Source organism: Methylobacterium sp. AMS5 (assembly GCF_001542815.1).
Lineage (GTDB): Bacteria > Pseudomonadota > Alphaproteobacteria > Rhizobiales > Beijerinckiaceae > Methylobacterium.
The window spans coordinates 4403443-4425482 of the sequence record NZ_CP006992.1 but is presented as its reverse complement, the minus strand read 5'-3'; the positions used below and the strand labels follow the sequence as shown (position 1 = coordinate 4425482).

The window sequence follows — 22040 nt, the reverse complement described above, 5'->3', positions numbered from 1 at the left end:
GCCGCTGCGCCGTCGATGCCGCCTTCTCGCAAACCCGGCGGCGCGCGAGCCTGACGCCGCCTGTCAGCCTCGCGTCAGCCGGGCTCAGGCATCTCCGCGTCGCGCCATGGTTCGTGCCCCGATGTTCCCTTTCCCGCTTCGCCCGTTCCTTCTCGCGCTCGTCGCGCTGATCCCGGCCCTGAGTGCCGGGCCTCTGGGCGCCGTGCCCGCGCGGGCCGACGACGACGGCGAGCGGGCGCGCCGCGCCCTGGAGCGCGGCGAGATCCGCCCCCTCGATGCCGTCCTGGCCGCCGCCCGCGCCGCCGTGCCGGGGGACGTGGTGGCGCTCGACCTCAAGCGCGACGACGGGCGCTGGCTCTACAAGCTGCGCATCCTCGGCACCGACGGGCGCCGCCGCGACGTGAAGATCGATGCCAGTTCCCTCAAGCTCCTCGACGTGGACGACGATGACTGAGGCCGACCTGCTTCCGGGGACGACATGCGCATCCTCGTCGTAGAAGACGAGCCGCGCATCGCGGCCGACATCAGCGAGGGTCTGGAGCGGGCCGGCTACGTCGCCGAGATCGTCGGCGACGGCGAGGCGGCGTGGTTCCGGGCCGAGACCGAGACTTACGACGCCATGGTGCTCGACCTCGGCCTGCCGCGGCTCGACGGCCTCGGCGTGCTGCGCCGCCTGCGCGGGGCCGACGTCGCCCTGCCGGTGCTGATCCTCACGGCCCGCGACGGCTGGCGCGAGCGGGTCGAGGGGATCGACGCGGGCGCCGACGACTACCTCGTCAAGCCGTTCCGGATGGAGGAGCTGGTGGCGCGGCTGCGCGCCATCCTGCGCCGCACCGCCGGCCACGCCTCTCCCGTCCTGCGGGCCGGCGCGGTCGAACTCGACACCCGCACCCGCGCGGTCTCGGTGGCGGGCCGCGAGGCCGACCTCACCGCGCTCGAATACCGCCTGCTCGCCTTCCTGCTCCACCGCCAGGGGCAGGTCGTGGCGGCGGGCGAGCTGCTCGACCATCTCCACGGCAGCGACAGCGACCGCGAGGCCAACGCGCTGGAGGCTCTGCTGACCCGGCTGCGGCGCAAGCTCGGCCCCGGCATCATCGAGACCCGCCGCGGCCACGGCTACCTCGTGCCGTCCGATCCGCCGTGAACAGCGGCTCGCTGCGCCTGCGGCTCGGGCTCGCCGCCGCCGGGCTGATCGCCCTGGCGCTGGTGCTGGCCGGGATCGGGCTGACGCTGATCTTCGACCGGGTGCTCGACGCCCGCACCGCCGACGGCCTCGACCGCACTGCCAAGCTCATCGCCGGGCAGGTCGCCCTGGCGCCGGACGGGGCCCCGACCCTGCCGCGCGAGCCGCCGGATTCGCGCTTCTCGACGCCCTATGGCGGCCTCTATTGGCAAGTCGAGCGTGCCGGCGGCACCGCCCTGCGCTCGCGCTCGCTCTGGGACCGGAGCCTCGGCACGCTTCCCGACACATCGGAGGAGCCGGCGGTCGGCGACCTCGCCGGGCCGGACGGCGGCCGGCTCATCGCCGTGACCCGGCGGGTCTCGATTCCGGGCCACGGCGGCGCGGTGGCGCTCGCCGTCACGGTGGCCGAGGATCGCCGCGACCTCGCCCAGAGCCGCGCCACCTTCCTGCGCCTGCTGGTGCCCTCGCTCGGCGCGCTGTTCGCGGCTCTGACGCTCGCCATGTCGCTGTTCGTGCGCCGGGCACTGGCACCCTTCCGGACCCTGCGGGCGGATCTCGCCGCGATCCATGCCGGGACGCAGGCGCGGCTGCCCGACACCTTTCCCGAGGAGGTGCGCCCGCTGGTGGCCGATCTCAACCGCCTGCTCGACGCCCAGGAGCGCGACCTGGAGCGGGCGCGCACGGGCGCCGGCGACATGGCCCACGGCCTCAAGACCCCGCTGGCGGTGCTCGACGCGCTGGCCCGCCGCACGGAAGCCGCCGACCCCACCCTGGCGGCGGAGATCGCCGAGCAGGCGCACGCCATGGGCCGGCAGGTCGAGCGCACGCTCGCCCGGGCGCGGGCGGCCTCGGGGGGGCTGCGGCGGCGCGCCTGCCCGGTCGGACCGGCACTGGGACGGATCGTCGGCGCCCTCAAGCGCCTGCCCGAGGGCGAGGCCCTGCGCTGGGAGATCGCGGTCCCGGAAAACCTCGCCTTCCCCGGCGACGAGGGCGACCTCACCGAGATCCTGGGCAACCTCCTCGACAACGCCCGCAAATGGGCCCACCGCCGCATCCGCGTCTCGGGACGCGCGGAGGGGGGCGAACACCGTCTGGTGCTGGAGGATGACGGCCCCGGCATGAGCGAGGCCGCAATCGCCGGCATCGCCCGCGGCCGGCGCTGGGACGAGACCCGGCCCGGCACGGGCTTCGGCATCGCCATCGCCCGCGACCTCGCGGAGGGTGTCGGCGCGCGGATGCGCCTCAGCCGCTCCGAACTCGGCGGCCTTCGGGTGGAGATGAGCTGGCCGGTTCCGGCGGCCTGAGGCCGATGCCGGAGCGATGCCGTCAGGCGGCCTGGCCGAGGGCGCCGAGCAGGTCGGAGCGGCAATAGGGCTTCGGCAGGAAACCCGCATCGGGCAAATCGTCGGCGCGCGGCCGGACCCGGCCCGAGGTGACGACGAGGCGGATATGCGGCCAGCGCGCCCGCACCCGCGCAGCCAGGGTCAGCCCGTCCATCGAGCCCGGCATGTCGATGTCGGTGAACAGGGCGCCGAAGGCCTGCGCCCTCCCCTCCAGGAGTTGCAGGGCCGCGTCGGCGTCCGGCGCTTCGGCCACCGGCAGGCCGGCATCCTCCAGCATGTCCACGGCCACCATGCGCACGAAGCACTCGTCCTCGACGACGAGGATGCGGCGCGCGGAGGACGGATCGGTCGGCTCGGACAGACAGGGCATTGGGGTGAAGCGCGCTGCAGAGGGTTGATGGGACACGGCTTTCCTCAAAGTGCCCGCGCGGCGATTGGTTTCAGCGGAGCCGTAGAAGATTCGAAGAAATATCGGCCGCGAACCACGGCTCGGGGAGCCTGCCGGGCGCTCGCCGGGCCGTGTATTGCCACCCCCTGGCCTTTGCATTACGGGAGCCGTGCAACGGGTGATCGAGGCCCGCCATGACGCCTTCATGACGACGCCCTTGCCTCACGACGCCTCCGCCCCCTCCCGTCGGCGCCTGCGACCGGCGCCGCTGCCGGCGCCCGCCCTCTTCCTCGTGTCCCGGCCGCAGCGCTCCCCATCACGATCCCGCGCCTGGATAGCGGACCGGACGGGTTGCCCCCGATGACGGCCGGGGAAGAAACCGTGCTGGAGACCTGCCTTGGCGTCTGAATCCGCGAGCCCGCCCGAAGGCACTCCCAAGGACGCTTCGAAGGGCGCATCCAAGAGCGCATCCACGAGCGCCCCCGCGCTCGCGAAAGTCGCCACCGGCATCGACGGCTTCGATACCATCACCTTCGGCGGCCTGCCGAAGGGGCGGCCCTCGCTGGTCTGCGGCGCGGCCGGCTGCGGCAAGACGCTGTTCGCCACCACCTTCCTCGTCAACGGCGCGACCCGCTTCGGCGAGCCCGGCGTGTTCATGAGCTTCGAGGAGCGCGCCGAGGATCTCGTCGCCAACGTCGCCTCCCTCGGCTACGACCTCGACGGGCTGGTGGCGCAGGGCAAGCTCGCCATCGACCACGTCCGCGTGGAGCGCAGCGAGATCGAGGAGACCGGCGAGTACGACCTCGAAGGCCTGTTCATCCGCCTCGGCTTCGCGGTGGATTCGATCGGCGCCAAGCGCGTCGTGCTCGACACGATCGAGACCCTGTTCGCGGGCTTTTCCGACGAGACGGTGCTGCGGGCCGAACTCCGCCGCCTGTTCGGCTGGATCAAGGACCGGGGGCTGACCGCGATCATCACCGGCGAGCGCGGCGAGGGCCAGCTCACCCGCCAGGGGATGGAGGAATACGTCTCCGACTGCGTGGTGCTGCTCGACAACCGCGTCGAGGACCAGATCACGACCCGGCGCCTGCGCGTGGTGAAGTATCGCGGCTCGGCCCACGGCACCAACGAGTACCCGTTCCTGATCGATGCCGAGGGCATCAGCGTCCTGCCGGTTACCGCGGCCGACCTCGACTACACCATCGCCGAGGGCGTGGCCTCCACCGGCATCCCCGGCCTCGACGCGATGCTCGAACCCGGCGGCTTCCACCGCGGCACCAGCATCCTCGTGTCGGGCCAGTCCGGCACCGGCAAGACCATGATCACGTCGAGCATGATCGACGCGGCCTGCGCGCGCGGCGAGCGCTGCATGTCCTTCGTGTTCGAGGAGAGCGCCGACCAGATCATCCGCAACGCCCGCTCGATCGGCCTCGACCTCGCCCGCCATGTCGAGGCGGGCCTGCTGCGGTTCGAGGCGGCGCGTCCGAGCCTCTACGGCCTGGAAATGCACTTGGCGCGCATGCACCGGGACATCGATCGCTTCGCGCCCTCCGTGGTGGTGGTCGATCCGCTCTCGGCGCTGCGGGGCCCGCCGGCCGAGCTTCAGGCGACGATGCTGCGCATGGTCGACATGCTGAAGAGCCGCGGCATCACCGCCGTGTTCACCAGCCTGCGCGAGGACGGCAGCCTCGACCACGACAGCAATATCGGCGTCTCCTCGCTGATGGATGCCTGGATCAAGCTCCTCAACATCGAGGCCAACGGCGAGCGCTCGCGCACGCTCTACGTCATCAAGGCCCGCGGCATGCGCCACTCGAACCAAGTGCGCGAGTTCAGTATGTCGAGCGACGGCATCACCCTCGTCGAGGCCTATATCGGCCCGGCGGGCGTGCTGACCGGCACCGCCCGCATCGTGCAGGAGACGGAGGAAGCCGCCGCCGTTCTGCGCCGCGAGCAGGAGAGCCGCCGACGGCGGCGCGAGGCGGAGCGGCGGCGCCAGTCGCTGGAGCGCCAGATCGACGAACTGCGCGCCACCCTGGAAACCGCGGCGGAGGAAGAGGCGGTGCTAGCGAGCGAGGACGAGATGCGCGAGGCGATGCTGACCAGCGAGCGGCGCATCCTCTCCACCCGCCGGGGAGGCACGCAATGAGCGGCTCCGAACCAACCGAGGATGGACTCGACGCCGGCGGCCCGGTGGACGAGGGCCATTACCACCTGCGCCTCTACGTCGCCGGACAGACTGCCAAGTCGCTGACGGCGATGGCCAACCTCAAGCGTTTCTGCGAGGAGCACCTCGCCGGGCACTACGACATCGAGGTCATCGACCTGATGAAGAACCCGCAGCTCGCGGTCGGTGACCAGATCCTGGCAATCCCGACCCTGGTGCGTCGCCTGCCCGCGCCGCTCAAGCGCATCATCGGCGACCTGTCCAACACCGAGAAGGTGCTGGTCGGCCTCGATATCCAGCCCCAGAACCTCGCAGAAAAAAGTCCCGCAGCGAAGGCGGACAGCGTTTGAGCGGCGGGGACATCACGGCCCACGGGGAGGCCGGGCGCACCCGGCTGCGCCTCTACGTCGCCGGCACCTCGCCGCGCTCGACCCGCAGCATCGAGAGCGTGCGCCGCCTGTGCGAGCATCGGCTCGGGGGCGCGTGCGACCTCGAAGTGGTCGACATCTACCAGCAATCGGCGCTTGCGGGCGCCGACGGCGTGGTCGCGGCGCCGACCCTGATACGGCTCTCCCCCCTCCCCGCCCGGCGCATCACCGGCGATCTGAGCGACGAGCGGCATGTCCTCGACGGGCTTGGACTCGAAGGGCTTGGACTCGACGGGGCCGCCGATGAGCGCTGAGCCCGCCGCCACGGCTTTGGACGCGGCGCAGGCGCGCATCCGCGCGCTGGAAACGCGGCTGGAGGAGGTCGAGGATACCCTCGCGGCGATCCGCCGGGGGGATTTCGATGCGATCGTGGTCGAAGGTCCGGGCGGCGAGCGGCTGGTCTATACCCTGGAGAATGCCGACCGGCCCTACCGGGTGCTGATCGAGCAGATCCAGGAGGGCGCCTTCACCCTCGGGCCGGACGGGACGCTGCTCTACTGCAACCGCCGGCTCGCCGAGACCCTGGGCACGCCGCAGGAGCGCCTGATCGGCCAGTCCTTCGCGCGCTTCGCCGCCGGGGGCCAGGACGCGGCGCTCGCCGCCCTGATCGCGCAGGCGGCGCAGATGCCGGCCCGCGGCGAGATCGCCCTGTGCGGCGAGGCGGGAGTCGAGCGCCCGGCCTACCTGTCGCTGAGCCGCCTCGACGGCGACGGCGACACCCTTCTCCTTTGCGGCGTGATCACCGACCTCACGGCGGAGCGGCTGCGCCTGCACGAACTCGCCGAGGCCAACGAGCGCCTGCGCGCCGAGGTGGCCGAGCGCGAGCGGATCGAGGAGGCCCTGCGCCAGAGCCAGAAGATGGAGGCGGTGGGCCAGCTCACCGGCGGCGTCGCGCACGACTTCAACAACCTGCTCACGGTCATCAAATCCTCCACCGACCTGCTCAAGCGCCCCGACCTCGCCGAGGAGCGCCGCCGCCGCTACGTCGATGCCATCTCCGACACGGTGGCGCGCGCGGCCAAGCTGACCGGCCAGCTCCTCGCCTTCGCCCGGCGCCAGGCGCTCAAGCCCGAGGTGTTCGATGCCGGCCGCGGCGTCGCCTCGGTGGCCGACATGGTCGGCACGCTCACCGGCGCGCGCATCCAGGTGAAGACCCTGATCGAGCCCTGCTTCGACGCCGCCGGCGAGCCCTTCGCCTGCCTCGTGGAGGCCGATCCGAGCCAGTTCGACACGGCGCTGGTCAACATGGTCGTCAACGCCCGCGACGCCATGGAGGGCGAGGGCACGCTGACCATCCGCGTCGGCCATGCCGGGCAGATCCCGGCCCTGCGCACCCATCCGGCCGTGCCCGGCGACTTCGTCGCGGTGGCGATTTCCGACACGGGGACGGGCATCGCGCCGGCCGACCTGTCACGGATCTTCGAGCCGTTCTTCACGACGAAGGGCGTCGGCCAGGGCACCGGGCTCGGTCTCTCCCAGGTGTTCGGCTTCGCCAAGCAGTCGGGCGGCGACATCGCGGTGGAGAGCGTGCTGGGACAGGGCACGACCTTCACCCTGTTCCTGCCGCGGGCCAAGGTCGCCCCGACGATGGTCGAGTCCGCCGACGAGCCCGAGCCGCTGGCCCCCGGCCACGGCACCTGCGTGCTCCTCGTCGAGGACAACCGCGAGGTCGGCGCCTTCGCGACGCAAGCGCTGGCCGAACTCGGCTACGGCACCGTCTGGGCGATGGATGCGGAGCAGGCGCTGGCCGAACTCGACCGGACGCCGGAACGCTTCGACGTGGTGTTCACCGACGTGGTGATGCCCGGCATGAACGGGGTCGAACTCGCCCGCACGATCCGGGGGCGGACGCCCGGCATGCCGATCGTGCTCTCCTCCGGCTACAGCCACGTGCTGGCCGAGGACGGGCACCACGGCTTCCCGCTGCTGCACAAGCCCTACTCGGTGGAGGATCTCTCGCGCATCCTGCGCCGAGCGATCCAGCGGCGCGCCGTGCGAGCGCGATGATTTTCCCTTCGCCCGCAGCGGCTTGCGGAGCGGGCAAGAAAAAAGGCTCGGATTGCTCCGAGCCTTGAAGGGAAAAGGCCATTGGGGGCTGAACTGGCCTTCGTGATCGGACAATGCGCCGAAGGCCGTGTGGTTCCGAAAAAAAATTCAACGAAAAATCGTGCCGGTTTCAGCGCGGCGCCGCAGCCCGGCGCAGGCGGTCGTTGATCGCCTCGCCCAGCCCCTCCTCCGGCACCGGGACGATAGCGATGGTCGGTGCGCCCGAGGCGTCGAGCCGGCGCAAGGCCCCGAACAGCCGCGCGGCGGCCTCCGCCGGATCCCCGCGCTCGCTCAAGGATTCGACCGCTGCTGCATGGTCCAGCCCAGCGGGGCGGAAGGCCCCGAACAGCAGAACCGCCTCACTGGGCTCGATGGTCCTGGCATCGAGCCGCACCCCGGCCCGCGGCGCGTAGTGCGAGGCAAGCAGACCAGGGCCCACGGGCCGCGAGCCCGGATCACTGACTGCTTCGGGGGCAAAGCCCAGCACGGCAGCGATGGCCTCCCGCGTCACCCCGCCGGGGCGCAGCAGTCGGGGCGGGCCGCCGAGGCAGGCGACGACGGTGGATTCGACCCCGACCGGGCATTCGCCTCCGTCGAGCACGGCCGCGATGCGCCCGTCGAGATCGGTCAGCACATGGTCGGCGCTGGTGGGGCTCACCCGTCCGGAGCGGTTGGCCGAGGGCGCCGCCACCGGTCGCCCGGCCCGTTCCAGCAGCGCGCGGGCGATGTCGTGGGCCGGCACGCGGAGCGCCACGGAGTCGAGGCCGGCCCGAGCGAGATCGCAGACCGAGCCGCCGGGTGCCGCCGGCACCACCAGGGTCAGCGGCCCCGGCCAGAATGTTTCCGCGAGCCGGAGGGCGGCTTCGTCGAACACGCCCTCGGCCAACGCAGCCTCGGCGGTCGCGACATGGGCGATCAGCGGGTTGAAGCGCGGGCGGCCCTTGGCCGCATAGATCGCGGCCACCGCCTCCGGGTCGGTGGCATCGGCCCCGAGCCCGTAGACCGTCTCCGTCGGCAGGGCGACGAGACGCCCCGCCCGGAGCAGGGCGGCCGCTCGCGCGAGGCCGTCCGCGTCGGCCGCCAGGCGCAGCGTGGGGATGGTTGACGGTGGGGCGTCCATATCGGAGGGGATGCGAGGAAGAACGGCCGGCCGTAGACCCTTCAGCCGCAAGCCGTCAAACGGGATCGCCGCCCCCGGAAGGCGCGGCGGGAGGAGCGGTGAACCGGTCATGAGCTATCGCGCGCCCGTCGAGGAGATGGCCTTCACCCTCCGCCACGTCGCGGGGCTCGACGCCGTGCTGGCGCGCAGCGGCGCGGAGATCGGCCCGGAGGATGCGGTCGCCATTCTTGAGGAGGCGGGCCGGTTCGCCGGCAACGTCATCGCACCGCTCAACCGGATCGGCGACCGCCACGGCACGCCGTTCTCGGACGGGCACGTCACCACCGCGCCGGGTTGGGCGTCAGCCTACCGCGCCTTCGTCGAGGGCGGGTGGAACGGCGTGCTTGCTGACCCCGACTACGGTGGGCAGGGCCTGCCGCACCTGATCGCCGCCGCCTGCACCGAGATGTGGAACGGCGCGAACCTCGCCTTCGGCCTGTGCCCGATCCTCACCGTCGGCGGCATCGAGGCGCTGGCCGCCCATGGCTCCGACGACCTGAAGGGGCGCTACCTCGAAAAGCTCGTCTCGGGCGAGTGGACCGCGACCATGAACCTGACCGAGCCGCAGGCCGGCTCGGACCTTTCGGCGCTGCGCACCCGCGCCGAGCCCAACGGCGACGGCACCTACCGGATCACGGGCGCCAAGATCTACATCACCTACGGCGAGCACGACCTGGCCGGCAACATCTGCCACCTCGTGCTCGCCCGCCTCAAGGACGCCCCGGCCGGCACCCGCGGCATCTCGCTGTTCCTCGTACCGAAGGTGCTGCCGGACGGCACGCGCAACGACCTGCGGTGTTCGGGCCTCGAGCACAAGCTCGGCATCCACGCCTCGCCGACCTGCTCCATGGCCTTCGGTGACGCCGGCGGCGCGACCGGCTGGCTGATCGGCGAGGAGAACCGGGGGCTGGCCTGCATGTTCACGATGATGAACTCGGCCCGGCTCAATGTTGGCCTCCAGGGCGTGGGTGTGGCGGAAGCCGCCTATCAGAAGGCCCTCGACTACGCCCGCGAGCGCCGCCAGGGCCGGGCACCGGGCTCGCCCGAGCCGGTCAGCGCCATCGTGGCGCATGCCGACATCCAGCGCACGCTGCTGACGATGAAGGCCTACACGGCGGCGGCCCGCGGCATCTGCTACCTCACCGCGCAAGGCCTCGACGCCGCTGATGGACCCGAGGGAAAGGCGGCGCATGACCGCGCCTCGCTGCTGACGCCGGTGGCCAAAGCCTTCTCCACCGACATCGCCAACGAGGTGACCTCGCTCGGCGTGCAGGTCCATGGCGGCATGGGCTTCGTCGAGGAGACGGGTGCGGCCCAACTCATGCGCGATGCCCGCATCCTCGGGATCTACGAGGGCACCAACGGCATCCAGGCGATCGACCTCGTCACCCGCAAGCTGCCGCTGAACGGCGGTGCCACGGTCGGCGCGCAGATCGCTTCGATGCGGCGGGTGGCGGAGGGCCTGTTGAAGGACAGCACCCCCGGCTTCGGCCACGCGGCGGCGCGCCTGCGGGACGGCATCGGCAGCCTCGACCGGGCGACGAGTTTCCTGCTCAAGGCGCTCGCCTCGAACCGCCCGCAGGAGGCGCTCCCCGGTGCGACGCCGTATCTGCGCCTGTTCGGCCTCGTGCAGGGCGCGGCCTGCCTCGCGACGGCGGGGTTGGCTTCGAGCGCGGCCGTGAAGGCGGGCGAGACCGATCCGGCCCATGCCGCGCGCATCGCGCTCGCCCGCTTCTTCGCCGAGAACCTGCTGCCGGCGGCGGGCGGCCTGGAGCAGTCGATTCTGTCCGGGGGCGACTTCGCCGACGATCCGGCCTTCGCGCTCGCCGGGTGAGCGGTCACCCCGCCGTGGACGGTCCGTAGCCCGCGTAGAAGACGCGAACGGCTTCCGCGACCCGGTGCCGGATCTCGGCCTCGTCCGGTGCCGCGCCCGCATTGAACAGCAGGCGCGTCAGCATCCCGGCCTGGCAGAGCTGGAGGAAGTGCTTGGCGGCGAGATCGGTGTCGGCGACGGAGAGGCGCCCGGCCGAGACCTGGGCATCGAGATAGGCCTTGAGCCGCCCGACCCCGCAGGCGGGACCGGCCTCGTAGAAGGCTTGCCCGAACCGGGGAAATTTCTCGCAGGCGCCGATCACCATGCGGATGATCGAGACGTGCTCCGGCCGCGCCATCATCGTGAGATAGCTGGTGCCGAGCCGGGTCAGCACGGCGCGGACATCCGGGTCGTCCTCGTCGAGCCGGAACAGGTTCTCGGCCAAACCCGCCTTCGCCTCGGTGGTCAGGGCCTCGAACAGGGCTTCCTTGCTGTCGAAGTAGACGTAGAGCGTACCCTTCGAGACGTTCGCGGTCTTGGCGATCTCGCCCATGCTGGCCCCGTCGAAGCCGGAGGCCATGAACACCTGACGCGCGCCCTCCAGGATCTGCCGGCGCTTGTCGCTCTCGCCCGATGAGGTTGCTTGCGGGGCTACCGGCCCCCGTTCCTGTGTCGCCGCACCCACCATGGCCTGACCCGCTTACCCCAACTCGCCCGCATTGACCGAACCGTTCAGTCAGTGCTAGCTAGCTCTCCAATGAGGGCGGCGTCAACTCGGCCCGACGAATGACCGAACGGTTCGGTCAATACATGTCTGGGATGTCAGCCATGTCGCTGCGTGAGGATGCCGGCCGCTCCGAGGCCGCCCTTGAGACGGCCGAGGAGGAGCGGGCCGAGGCCGGCCGGGCAGCGGCCTTGCGACCCGCCCCGGTCGTCGCCGAGCCGGTGCCGCCCTCCCCCGCCAAACCCCGGCGTCCGCTGCGGCGGGCGGTGCTGGGCCTCGTGCTGTGCGCGGCGCTCGGCGGCGGCGCCTATGCCGGCTGGGACTGGTGGACGGTCGGGCGCTTTTTCGTCAGCACCGACGACGCCTACGTGCAGGCGGACATCTCGGTTCTGGCCGCCAAGGTGTCGGGCTATCTCGCGGCGGTGCCCGTGGTGAACGGGCAGGCGGTGAAGCGGGGCGACGTGATCGCCCGGCTCGACGACGGCGATTATCGCCTCGCCCTGAAGGCCGCGGAGGACAAGCTCGCCACGCAGGAGAGCACCATTACCCGCGTCGGCCGGCAGGCCGAGGCGGCGCAGGCGCAGGTGCTTCAGAGCGCGGCGCAGATCGAGGCCGCGAAGGCCGACGCCGTGCGAGCCGGCGCCGACTACGCCCGCGCCACGGGGATGCAGGCCGATTTCGTCGCGAAATCCCGTCTCGATCAGGCCAAGGCCGACCGCGACCGCACCGGGGCGGCGGTGAAGTCGGCCGAGGCCGCCCTCGTCGCCGCGCGGGCCAATGTCGAGGTGCTGCGGGCGCAGACGCGCGAGGCGGAAAACCTCGCCGCGGAGTTGCGCACGGCCGTCGACCGTGCCCGGCGCGACCTCGACTTCGCGGTGATCCGCGCGCCCTTCGACGGCGTCGTCGGCAACAAGGCCGTGGAGGCCGGCGCCTACGTCTCCCCCGGCTCGCGCATCGCCGCCCTGGTGCCGCTGCAGAGCGTGCGGGTCGATGCGAACTTCAAGGAGACGCAGCTCGCCCGCGTCCGGCCCGGCCAGGAGGTCCACATCCACGTGGACGCCTATCCCGACCGCGACATCGTCGGCACGGTGGAATCGCTCTCGCCCGCCTCCGGCTCGGTCTTCAGCCTGCTGCCGCCGGACAACGCCACCGGCAACTTCACCAAGATCGTCCAGCGCCTGCCCGTGCGCGTCCACGTGCCCGAGGATCTCGCCCGCGAGGGCCTGCTGCGCCCCGGCCTCTCGGTCGTGGTGAGGGTCGATACCCGCGAGGGCGCCGACGCGCCGGTGCAACGGCTCGCCGCCCGGCCCTGAGACTTTGGCCAGCCGAACAAGGCCTTCGATCCTGCCGAACCCCTCATCCTGAGCTGCCCGCGTCAGCGGGCCTTCGAAGGATCCTCCAGTTCCCGCACGATCCCTGGAACACCCTTCGAGGCCTCCACTTCGCGGAGGCACCTCAGGATGAGGGTGAGGAGGGGATCAATCGCATTCAAGACTTTCCGAGGCGCCCCATGGCCGCCAGCGCGACCCTCGCCGCAAGCCCTGCCGCCGACCCGCCCATCGACCGCCGCCGCATGGTGGCGTTCCTGTGCATGGTGTTCGGGATGTTCATGGCGATCCTCGACATCCAGATCGTCTCGGCCTCGCTCAACGAGATCCAGGCCGGCCTCTCGGCCTCCGGCGACGAGATCCCCTGGGTGCAGACGAGCTACCTCATCGCCGAGGTCATCTCGATCCCGCTCTCGGGCACCCTGTCGCGGGTGCTCTCGACGCGCTGGATGTTCTCGGTCTCGGCGGCCGGCTTCACGCTGATGAGCCTGATGTGCGCCACCTCCTCGTCGATCGGCGAGATGATCGTCTGGCGCGCGCTCCAGGGCTTCATCGGCGGCGGCATGATCCCGACCGTGTTCGCTGCGGCCTTCACGATCTTTCCGCCCTCGAAGCGCTCGATCGTCTCGCCGATGATCGGCCTCGTGGCGACGCTGGCCCCCACCATCGGCCCGACCATCGGCGGCTACCTCACCGACCTGTTCTCCTGGCACTGGCTGTTCCTCATCAACATCGTGCCGGGCATCTTCGTCACGATCTCGACCTTCCTCCTGATCGATTTCGACCGGCCGAATTTCGACCTGCTCAAGTCCTTCGACTGGGCCGGGCTCGCCTTCATGGCGGGCTTCCTCGGCTGCCTCGAATACGTGCTGGAGGAGGGGCCGAACCACGACTGGCTGCAGGACGAGGCGGTGTTCGTCTGCGCCATCGTCTGCGCCGTGTCGGGCTTGGCCTTCTTCGCCCGCGTCTTCACCGCGCGCCAGCCGATCGTCGACCTGCGCGCCTTCTCGGACCGCAACTTCGCCGCCGGCTGCGTCTTCAGCTTCGTGATGGGCATCGGCCTCTACGGCCTGACCTACCTCTACCCGGTCTATCTCGCCCGGGTGCGCGGCTACTCGGCGCTGCAGATCGGCGAGACGATGTTCGTCTCAGGCCTGTGCATGTTCGCCACCGCCCCGATCGCCGGAAAGCTCTCGGCCAAGCTCGATCCGCGCATCATGATGGCGATGGGATTCTCCGGCTTCGCGGTCGGCACCTGGATCGTCACCGGACTGACCAAGGACTGGGATTTCTACGAGCTGCTGTGGCCCCAGGTGCTGCGGGGCTGCTCCCTGATGCTGTGCATGATCCCGATCAACAACATCGCGCTCGGCACCCTGCCGCCGGAGCGGATGAAGAACGCCTCGGGCCTGTTCAACCTCACGCGCAACCTCGGCGGCGCGGTCGGCCTCGCCCTCATCAACACGGTGCTCAACGCCCGCTGGGACTTCCACCTCGCGCGCCTGCACGAGCGCTTCACCTGGGCCAACGGCGCCGCGCTGGAGCGCCTCGACGCCATGCGGCGCCAGTTCGAGGTGTTCGGGGGCGACGCCAACGGCATGGCGCTGAAGGCGCTCAACAACACCGTGCGGATTCAAGGCTTGGTGATGAGCTTCGAGGACGTGTTCCTCGTCCTCACGGTGCTGTTCCTGGCGATGGCCTGCGGCACCCCGCTCATCCGCCGCCCCCGCGCCGCGGCACCGGCCGGCGCGGGGCATTGAACGCGGCCCCATCCGCGGACACTTCGGAAGGCGGCCTTCAGGCCGCCTTCACCCCCGCGGCGCGGTCCGGGATGACGATGCGGAAGCGCGCGCCGTCCGTCGTCTCGTCGAGGCAGAGCGTTCCGCCGTTGAGGCGCACCAGCTCCGAGGCGATGGCGAGGCCGAGGCCCGTGCCGCCGGCCCGGGTCGAGCCCTGGAAGGCGGCGAACAGGTTCGCCTTGGCCCGCTCGGGCACGCCGGGTCCGTTGTCGGTCACGAGGACCGTGACCGAGCCCGAGCCGAGCGCGCCGCTCCGGACCCCCTCGATCAGCACGGTGCCGTCCGCGGTCTTGGCAGCGGCATGGGCCTGGACCGCGTTGCGCACGAGGTTGGTCAGCGCCCGCAGGAGCTGTTCGGGATCGACGTCGATCTCGAGATCCGGCGCCGCGCGCACCTCCACGCGGATGCGGGCCGCCGGCATCAGGTCGGCGAGGTCGGTCAGTTCCTCGAGCAGAGGGCCGAGCGCCACCATGCGCCGCTGCGGGTTCGGCTCCGTGGCGCGGCCATAGGCGAGCGTCGCCTCGCAGAAGCGGATCGCCCGGTCGAGGGTCTCCACGAGGCGCGGCGCGACGCGCTGCACCAGGGGATCGGAGACGCTTTCCAGGCGGTCACCGAGAAGCTGGGCGGTGGTCAGCAGATTGCGCAATTCGTGGTTGATCTTGCTCACCGAGAGGCCGAGCTCGGCCAGCCGCCGCCGCTGGCGCAGCTCGCCGCCAAGCGCCACCTGCATCCGGGCGAGCGCGTTCTCCGCCTCGCCGATCTCGTCGGTGCGCGCCGAGCGCCGGGCAACCCGGTCGGTCCGCTCGGGGTCGTCGGCGAAGGCGGCGATGTCGCGGGCGAGCCGGACCACCGGCCGCACGATCGCCCGCTGAAGCACGAAGAACACGAGCCCGGCCGCCAGGGCCGCGATGATGAGGCAGGCGACGAGCAGCCGGAGCGAGAAATCGGCCAGGGCCGCCCGCAGAGGCCCCTCGTCGAGCAGAACCTCGACGGCGTCGAAGCCGTCCTGGCCGGGTCCGATCGCCCGGATCGGCGCTTCGGTGGGAAGGAACAACGTCCGGAAGGCGCCGCCGACCGAGCCCGTCAGGCGTCGCTCGCGCAGATCCACGGTCTCGGCGACGGCGGACGGCGCCGGTCCATCGGTGAGGTAACGCCACGTCTCGCCGACCCGCACGGCGATGGCGCGGGCGCCGACCCCCATGAGCAGGCGCCGAGCGGTCTCGTCGGGGACCTGCCCCTCGGGGGCGGCGTTCAGCACGAGGGCGGCGACCCGCGCCGCCGCGACGCGGTCGGAGAGCCGCGACATCCGGTAGGTCGCCACTGCCGGAACGTAGATCAGGATCTCGGCCAGGACGACGAAGGCGACCGTCAGCAGGAACAGGCGGCCGGACAGGCCGAGCCGGCCGGGCGACCGCGCGGTCGCGGTCGCTGCCCCGCTGTGCCATGGCAGGGCAGCGATCGCCGCCAGTTCATTCTGCGCCATGTCCGCCGGCTCGGGCTGCCGGCCGGGGAACGGAAGGCGGGGCCGTCTCAAGCGTCACCCGTCGTTGTGTCGGTCAATCGCGGCGCGAAGGGCGCGTTCCTGTCCCGGCTCCCCCTGTGCCGGTCAGGTTGCACGTCAGTCCGGCAACGCGCCATTCGCTTGTGCGCAAGTCTTATGCGCGAAGCGTCCGCCGCTCAAGCCGTCGGCGCAGATAAACCGTCAAAAGAGCAAATCCTGCCAGCGCCGCCAGCGCGGCCACCATGCCGGGCGTCACCAGCGCGCGCAGATCGATGCCCTTCGCGCAATCCGCCCCCCCAGCCGCGAGACAGGCCGCCTTCACTTCGTCGCGCGTGGCCAGCAGATCTTCGAGGCCGGCACCGAGACCGGCATAGATGAAGGCCCCCGGGGTCAGGCCGAGCAGGGTGGCGAGCGCGAAGGTGCGAAGCGGCACGCCGAAGGCGGCCGGGGCGAGGTTGGTGATCCAGTAGGGGAAGATCGGCAGGAGCCGCAGGATCAGGATGTAGCCGAAGCCATCGCGGCGAAACCCGTCGGCGAAGCGGCCGACCCGCGGGCCGGCCTTGCGCCGGATCAGGTCGCCGGCGGCGTAGCGCCCGACCGAGAACACGATGGCCGCCCCCGTCGTGGACGAGGCGATGGCGATCAAGGCGCCCGTCACGGGGCCGAACAGCAGCCCGGCCAGCACCGTGAGCACCAGCGTCGCCGGCAGCGAGACCACCACGGAGCCGACATAGGCGAGGCAGGCCAGCGCGATCGCCCGCACCCGGTCCTCGGCGATGAGCGCCTGAAGCCAGACCCGCGACTCGGAGAGCCGGTCGAGATCGAGGAAGCGCCCCCCCCCCGAGGCGAGGATGCCGACGGAGAGCAGGGCCAGCGCCAGGAGCGGGAGCCAGCGCAGCCAGGGCCGGCGCGGCCCCGGCGGCCCGGCCGCAGGATCCGGCCGGTTCGCCGCGCCGTCGCGTCGATCGCCCTCCCCGTCCCGTGACGTCATCGGCCTGCCTCCGCCGGACGGATGTCGCGTGTCCGTCCTCAGCCCCGCTTACGCATGCGCAGGATCTTGAAGAAGCCGCCGGGGAAGGTCGGCGCGAGGCCGACGACCTCGACGCCGTTGCGCTGGGCCCAGGCCTCGATCCGGGTCGCCTTGAAGTCCGAGGACCAGCCGATCTTGGTGCAGAGCGGCGCGACGATCTCCTCGACCCGCGCCACCGGCCCGTTCGACTGACCGAAATGGTTGGCGAGCACGATGCCGCCGCCGGGGCGCACCACCCGCAGGAACTCGGAGAGCGCGGCTTCCGGGTTCGGCACCAGGGTGATGAGGAACTGCGCCACCACGGCGTCGAAGCTCGCATCGGCGTAGCCGAGGCGGCACACGTCCATGACCTGGAGGCCCTTCACGTGGGTCAGCCCCTTGCGGCGGACCTTGCCGCGGGCGCGCTTGAGCATGTCCTCGGAGAGATCGACGCCGCAGACGAAGCTGTCGCGGGGATAGTAGCCGAGCGACAGGCCGGTGCCGACGCCGGCCTCCAGCACCCGCGGCCCGTGGGCGACGGCCGCCTCGACGGCGGCGCGGGCGGCCGGCTCGGTGAGCTTGTCGTAGACCACATCGTAGACCGGCGCCCAGCGGGCATAGGCCTTGCGCATCAGCTCGGTGGTGGGCCCGGCCTCGGGCACCCGCTCGCTCAGCATCTCACTGTCACCCTCTCATGACTTCCGGCCTCACGCGCCGGCAGCCGCCTCCGCGGCTTGGGCTCTCGCCATCTCATTTCGCATCGTCTTTTCCGAAAGCCGGCAGCGACCTTTCGGGACGACGATCGAGACGCCTCGGTGTGGCCGAGGCCGCTTCGCGGGCGCTCTTCACGCCTGCCGAGCGGTGCGATCGCCCGAAGAGCGATCGCGGGATCTGGGAAAACCGAGATCAGCCCGGCGCGAAGCACCCCCATCAGGCGGCCTCGGCGGCGCCTGCCTGCAACGCGCCGATGCGCCGGATGGTGCCGCCGCCGAGCACCTGCGCGCGCGGGCCGTCGTCGGCGTAGATCACGCAGGCCTGACCCGGCGAGACCCCGTCCTCGGGGACGAGCAGTTCGACCTCGGCGCAAGCCTCGGCCGCGTTCCACGACAGGCGCGCGGGCCGCGGCTCGCGGGTCGAGCGCACGCGCACGGCCACGGGCCTTTCCGCGATGTCCTCCGGCGCACCGTCGCCGAGCCAGTTGGGATCGGTGAGGCGAATGCGGCGGGTGGCGAGCGCGGCGCGGGGGCCGACCACGACGCGGGCGGTCTCCGGCTCCAGCCGCACCACGTAGAGCGGTTCGCCGGCCGAGAGCTTGAGGCCGCGGCGCTGGCCCACCGTGTAATGGATGATGCCCTCGTGGTCGCCGAGGCGCCGGCCGTCGAGATCGACGATCTCGCCGGGGCGGGTCGCCTCCGGCCGGAGCTTGGCGATGACGTCGGCATAGCCGCCCTGGGGCACGAAGCAGATGTCCTGGCTGTCGGCCTTGTCGGCGACGGCGAGGCCCAGCTCCCGGGCGAGCGCGCGGGTCTCGTCCTTGGGTCGCTCGCCCAGGGGAAAGCGCAGATAGGCGAGCTGTTCCGGCGTCGTGGCGTAGAGGAAGTAGCTCTGGTCGCGGGCCGGATCGAGGGCGCGGTAGAGCGCGCGTCCGCCCTCCGGCCGCGCCCGGCTCGCCACGTAATGGCCGGTCGCCAAAGCCTCGGCCCCGAGGTCGCGGGCGAGGCCGAGCAGGTCGCGGAACTTCACCGATCGGTTGCACTCGACGCAGGGGATCGGCGTCTCGCCCGAGAGGTAGCTCTCGGCGAAGCGGTCGATCACCGATTCCCGGAAGCGGTCCTCGTAGTCGAGGACGTAGTGCGGAATGCCGAGCGCCTCGGCCACCGCCCGCGCATCGTGGATGTCGCGACCGGCGCAGCAGGCCCCCTTGCGATGGGTCGCCGCGCCGTGATCGTAGAGCTGGAGCGTGACGCCGACGACGTCGTAGCCCTCGCGCTTCAGCAGGCCGGCCACGACCGACGAGTCGACGCCGCCCGACATGGCAACGACGACGCGCGTCTCGTGCGGGGGCTTCGGGAGATCCAGCGAGTTCATGGCCGGTGATGGGGCCGGGTGCCGGCCGTTGGCGGAGCCTTCGGGCGCGCGCCGGACCGTGGGGTCCGGGCGCATGTCCGGTGTCTATAGCGATCCCGATCCCGACTTTCCAGGGATGGGAGCGACGAGAGCCGGTTCAAAGCCCGGATCGTGGCCCCGGGCGGCCGGCAAATCCTGCCGGGAGGCCGGCAGATTCCGCCGGGCCGGCGCAAGGCGGCCCTCACCGCAAAAATTTTTCTCTTTTTCTGTCAGTGATTTGCCCGACATCGATCGATGGTGCGCGGCTTGCTCTGGTCTCCTCCGGCTTCGGCGACGAAGAATAAGGACGGCATCGTGGTTTCGCGCGCAGATCTGGCGGAGGCGTTTTTCAGGCAGAGCTTGCGGCCCGCCTCGTCCGGGGCGCGGGGGGCTGAGGGCACGGCGCGGTTCAGCCTGGAATCCGCGGAGCGGAGGCCGGCGGCACCGGCCCGGCCCGCATCCCGCCGCGACGAAACCGCCTCCGCCCGCAGCGATGCCGCCAGGGCGGACGCGGAAAAAGCCGAGAGCGCCAAGACCGGGGCTGCCAGAACCGGAGCGGCCAAGAGCGACAGGGCCGAGAGCGACAGGGCCGAGAGCGGCCCGTCCGGAGCTTTGCAGGAGAGCCGTGCCCAGGCCGCCTCCACCCGCAGCAAGCCGCTCGCGGCAAGGACAGGGCGGGACGGTGCGGAGGCCGCCTCCGCCCGAGGTCCGGGCACCGCGAAGACCGCGAACCCCGCCTCGCAGCGGCCGGAACGCCCGGCCGCCGACGGCGCGGAACCGGTCCAGGAAGCGGCTGCGGAAGAGGTCGCCGCCAAGGAAGCCGGTGCCGCGGTGGTGTCCGAGGACGAGGCACGGGAGCGGGGCGAGACCGATCCCGCATCGCCGAAGGCCGCCGATCCCGCCGCTCTCCTCTCGCCGCCGCCCGCTCCGGCGCCGACGACCGCGACGGGTGTTTCCGCAGGCGACGGCGGGCTCGACGCGAATCAGCCCGTTACGGGCCTGCCCGGCGAAGCGACGGCAACCGGTCACGCCGCGAAGGCCGGCACGGGGGATGTCTCCGCCTCCGCCGCCGCGGGCACGGCCGCCGGCTTCGAGGCGGCGCTCACCCAGGCGCAGGCGCCGACCGCCTCACCCATTCCGGCGCCCGCGGGCCCCGGAACCCCTCTCGCCCCGCCCGGCAGCGTCGGCGCCGCGCAGGGCCCGCACGCAGCCCAGGCCGCGGAGGCCGCGGCGGCGCAGCCCCAGCCGGCGACGCCGCCGATTCCCTTAGGCGCCGTGCCGATGACGATCGGGCTGCGCTCGCTCTCGGGCATGAACCGCTTCGCGATCCGCCTCGACCCGGTCGAACTCGGCCGCATCGACGTGTCGCTCGACCTCGACAAGGCGGGGGGCAAGGCGCGGGCGCATCTCGTGGTGGACCGTCCCGAGACCCTGGCCCTGCTCCAGCGCGATGCGGGCTCCCTGCAGCAGGCGCTCGCGCAGGCGGGCTTCGACGTCGCCGCCGAGGCCGGCGGGGGCGGGATCGATCTCTCCCTGCGCGGCGAGACCGGATCCCAGGGCGGACGGGACGGCGAATCCGCATCCCGCGACCGCTCCGACGGCGGGCCCGGCGGACGGGAGGCCCGCCCCTCGCTGCTCGACGCCATTCCCCTGCGGCCGCTCCGTGCCGTCGGCAATCTCGACATCCGGATTTAGGACGACGCCATGGCCGCCGGCATCACGAGCAATACGAGCAGCACCAGCATCACCGGCGCGAGTGCCGCCTCGACCACCGACACGAAGTCGATCGCGGGCAACTTCACGCAGTTCCTGACGCTGCTGACCACGCAGCTCAAGAACCAGAACCCGCTCGATCCGCTCGACACCAACCAGTTCACCCAGCAGCTCGTGCAGTTCGCGGGCGTCGAGCAGCAGCTCAAGACTAATTCCTCGCTCGACACGATCCTGACCAACTCCAAGGCCGCATCGGCCTCGTCCGCCTCCGGCCTGATCGGCCGGACGATCACGGCGGACGGCGCCGCCACCGATCTGACGAACGGCAAGGCGACCTGGACGCTGACCCCGGAGCGGGCCGCCGCCAGGGCCGTCATCACCCTCAAGGCCAGCGACGGCACCGTGGTGGCCACCAAGACCACGACGCTCAAGGCCGGCCCGCAACCCTTCGAATGGGACGGCACCGGGACCTCAGGCCTCACGGCCAAGGACGGGCGCTACGCGATCACCGTGGATGCCCTCGATACGACGGGGACGAAGGTCGCCGTCGACACCAAGGTTTCGGGAATTGTGGACGGCGTCGACCTCAGCGGCTCCGAACCCGTGCTGACGATCGGCTCGGCCCGCGTGCCGGCTTCGAGCGTGAAAACGCTTTCCGCACCAACCTCTTGATGCGTTGCAGCATCAATGGATCCGGGTTTGTCCACATCTGCTCACAACAATCGAATCGCATTCGAGCGGCCGACTTCAAGAACTTTTAAGCGGGTGCAAGTAGCTTCTCTCTCGACAGGTCAGTCGAGTGTAGAGCGTATCATGACCGAAACACCCCGGCCCCGCGTGAAGTATGTGATTGGGCCCGACGGCAGCCCCCTGACGATCGCCGATCTTCCCCCCGTCACCACCCGTCGCTGGGTCATCCGCCGAAAGGCCGAGGTCGTGGCCGCGGTGCGCGGCGGCCTGCTCAGCCTGGAGGAGGCCTGCCAACGCTACACCCTGACCACGGAAGAATTTTTGAGCTGGCAGTACTCCATCGACCAGCACGGACTCGCCGGCCTGCGCACCACGCGCATCCAGCACTACCGTCACTGAAATCAGCCAGTTCGACCCGTGCGTTGCGCATGACCTGTTCGCGCAACGCATGAGGAGCCGCTTCCGGAGCACCGGGGCGGCTCTCGTCGTTTTCGGGCTCCGCAGCCCGTCCGCCCCCTCGCATCAGCGCGATCCGGGGCACCGTTCGTGAAGGACACCGGCCCGGCGTTAACGCCTCGCTAACCACGCACCGGGCAAATCTTGCCGGGCGACCGCGCATCCCTCGCGGCCGCACCGCTGTGCG

General features: G+C 71.5%; 20 protein-coding genes. 13 read left to right on the top strand and 7 right to left on the bottom strand.

What is annotated here, in order from left to right; all coding sequences use genetic code 11:
- Positions 1–121 precede the first annotated feature (121 nt).
- The 3 genes from Y590_RS19840 to Y590_RS19830 are packed head-to-tail and all read left to right on the top strand — an operon-like array spanning position 122 to position 2487.
- The gene (locus tag Y590_RS19840) at positions 122–454 is read left to right on the top strand and encodes a PepSY domain-containing protein (protein WP_060771354.1); all 333 of its coding nucleotides are present in this window, start codon (positions 122–124) and stop codon (positions 452–454) included.
- 24 nt (positions 455–478) lie between these two features.
- Positions 479–1144, top strand: coding sequence for a response regulator transcription factor (locus tag Y590_RS19835; protein ID WP_060771353.1), 666 nt, complete (start codon positions 479–481; stop codon positions 1142–1144).
- A complete protein-coding gene (locus Y590_RS19830) occupies positions 1141–2487 on the top strand; it encodes an ATP-binding protein (RefSeq protein WP_060771352.1) in 1347 nt (448 codons plus the stop codon). Before Y590_RS19835 ends, Y590_RS19830 begins: the two co-directional genes overlap by 4 nt.
- Before the next feature lie 22 nt (positions 2488–2509).
- On the opposite strand, the gene Y590_RS19825 is transcribed toward Y590_RS19830, so the two are convergent.
- Positions 2510–2896, bottom strand: coding sequence for a response regulator (locus tag Y590_RS19825; protein WP_060771351.1), 387 nt, complete (start codon positions 2894–2896; stop codon positions 2510–2512).
- A gap of 415 nt (positions 2897–3311) precedes the next feature.
- Here Y590_RS19825 and kaiC point away from each other — a divergent pair, with 415 nt between their 5' ends.
- The 4 genes from kaiC to Y590_RS19805 are packed head-to-tail and all read left to right on the top strand — an operon-like array spanning position 3312 to position 7516.
- Entirely contained in the window at positions 3312–5063 is a 1752-nt protein-coding gene (kaiC, locus tag Y590_RS19820) for a circadian clock protein KaiC (RefSeq protein ID WP_060771350.1), read from the top strand.
- Entirely contained in the window at positions 5060–5431 is a 372-nt protein-coding gene (locus tag Y590_RS19815; RefSeq protein ID WP_060771349.1) for a circadian clock KaiB family protein, read from the top strand. Before kaiC ends, Y590_RS19815 begins: the two co-directional genes overlap by 4 nt.
- Positions 5428–5763 carry a circadian clock KaiB family protein gene (locus Y590_RS19810; protein WP_060771348.1) on the top strand — a complete coding sequence of 112 codons (336 nt, stop codon included), beginning with the start codon at positions 5428–5430 and terminating at the stop codon, positions 5761–5763. The genes Y590_RS19815 and Y590_RS19810 overlap by 4 nt, the downstream gene beginning before the upstream one ends.
- Entirely contained in the window at positions 5753–7516 is a 1764-nt protein-coding gene (locus Y590_RS19805) for an ATP-binding protein (RefSeq protein WP_060771347.1), read from the top strand. Before Y590_RS19810 ends, Y590_RS19805 begins: the two co-directional genes overlap by 11 nt.
- 169 nt (positions 7517–7685) lie before the next feature.
- Here Y590_RS19805 and Y590_RS19800 read toward each other — a convergent pair whose 3' ends face one another.
- Positions 7686–8675, bottom strand: coding sequence for an L-threonylcarbamoyladenylate synthase (locus Y590_RS19800; RefSeq protein ID WP_060772380.1), 990 nt, complete (start codon positions 8673–8675; stop codon positions 7686–7688).
- A gap of 109 nt (positions 8676–8784) precedes the next feature.
- On the opposite strand from Y590_RS19800, the gene Y590_RS19795 reads away from it, so the two are divergent.
- On the top strand, positions 8785–10548 hold the full coding sequence (locus tag Y590_RS19795; RefSeq protein WP_060771346.1) for an acyl-CoA dehydrogenase: 1764 nt from the start codon (positions 8785–8787) through the stop codon (positions 10546–10548).
- Positions 10549–10552: 4 nt separating this feature from the next.
- On the opposite strand, the gene Y590_RS19790 is transcribed toward Y590_RS19795, so the two are convergent.
- Positions 10553–11215 (bottom strand): TetR/AcrR family transcriptional regulator, encoded by a 663-nt coding sequence (locus Y590_RS19790; RefSeq protein WP_060771345.1) that lies wholly within the window; start codon positions 11213–11215, stop codon positions 10553–10555.
- 140 nt (positions 11216–11355) lie between these two features.
- Between Y590_RS19790 and Y590_RS19785 the strand changes: the two genes are divergently transcribed.
- Positions 11356–12564 (top strand): HlyD family secretion protein, encoded by a 1209-nt coding sequence (locus Y590_RS19785; protein ID WP_060771344.1) that lies wholly within the window; start codon positions 11356–11358, stop codon positions 12562–12564.
- A 197-nt stretch (positions 12565–12761) separates the two neighbouring features.
- Complete coding sequence (locus Y590_RS19780) at positions 12762–14339, top strand: DHA2 family efflux MFS transporter permease subunit (protein WP_060771343.1); 1578 nt, start codon at positions 12762–12764, stop codon at positions 14337–14339.
- Positions 14340–14376: 37 nt separating this feature from the next.
- On the opposite strand, the gene Y590_RS19775 is transcribed toward Y590_RS19780, so the two are convergent.
- From Y590_RS19775 to mnmA, 4 genes are all read right to left on the bottom strand, one after another.
- Entirely contained in the window at positions 14377–15861 is a 1485-nt protein-coding gene (locus Y590_RS19775) for a sensor histidine kinase (protein ID WP_060771342.1), read from the bottom strand.
- 172 nt (positions 15862–16033) lie between these two features.
- Positions 16034–16870, bottom strand: a complete 837-nt coding sequence (locus Y590_RS19770; protein WP_060771341.1) for a TVP38/TMEM64 family protein — start codon at positions 16868–16870, stop codon at positions 16034–16036.
- A gap of 38 nt (positions 16871–16908) precedes the next feature.
- A complete protein-coding gene (locus tag Y590_RS19765) occupies positions 16909–17565 on the bottom strand; it encodes a class I SAM-dependent methyltransferase (RefSeq protein ID WP_060771340.1) in 657 nt (218 codons plus the stop codon).
- A gap of 253 nt (positions 17566–17818) precedes the next feature.
- Positions 17819–18976 (bottom strand): tRNA 2-thiouridine(34) synthase MnmA, encoded by a 1158-nt coding sequence (gene mnmA / locus Y590_RS19760; RefSeq protein ID WP_060772379.1) that lies wholly within the window; start codon positions 18974–18976, stop codon positions 17819–17821.
- Positions 18977–19309: 333 nt separating this feature from the next.
- Between mnmA and Y590_RS19755 the strand changes: the two genes are divergently transcribed.
- The 3 genes from Y590_RS19755 to sciP all read left to right on the top strand — a co-directional run bounded on the left by Y590_RS19755 (position 19310) and on the right by sciP (position 21796).
- Positions 19310–20689 (top strand): flagellar hook-length control protein FliK, encoded by a 1380-nt coding sequence (locus Y590_RS19755; RefSeq protein ID WP_060772378.1) that lies wholly within the window; start codon positions 19310–19312, stop codon positions 20687–20689.
- A 9-nt stretch (positions 20690–20698) separates the two neighbouring features.
- Positions 20699–21379: a flagellar hook assembly protein FlgD gene (locus Y590_RS19750; RefSeq protein WP_060771339.1), complete on the top strand. Its 681-nt coding sequence runs from the start codon at positions 20699–20701 to the stop codon at positions 21377–21379.
- A 141-nt stretch (positions 21380–21520) separates the two neighbouring features.
- Positions 21521–21796: a CtrA inhibitor SciP gene (gene sciP, locus Y590_RS19745; protein WP_009865968.1), complete on the top strand. Its 276-nt coding sequence runs from the start codon at positions 21521–21523 to the stop codon at positions 21794–21796.
- Positions 21797–22040 lie beyond the last annotated feature (244 nt).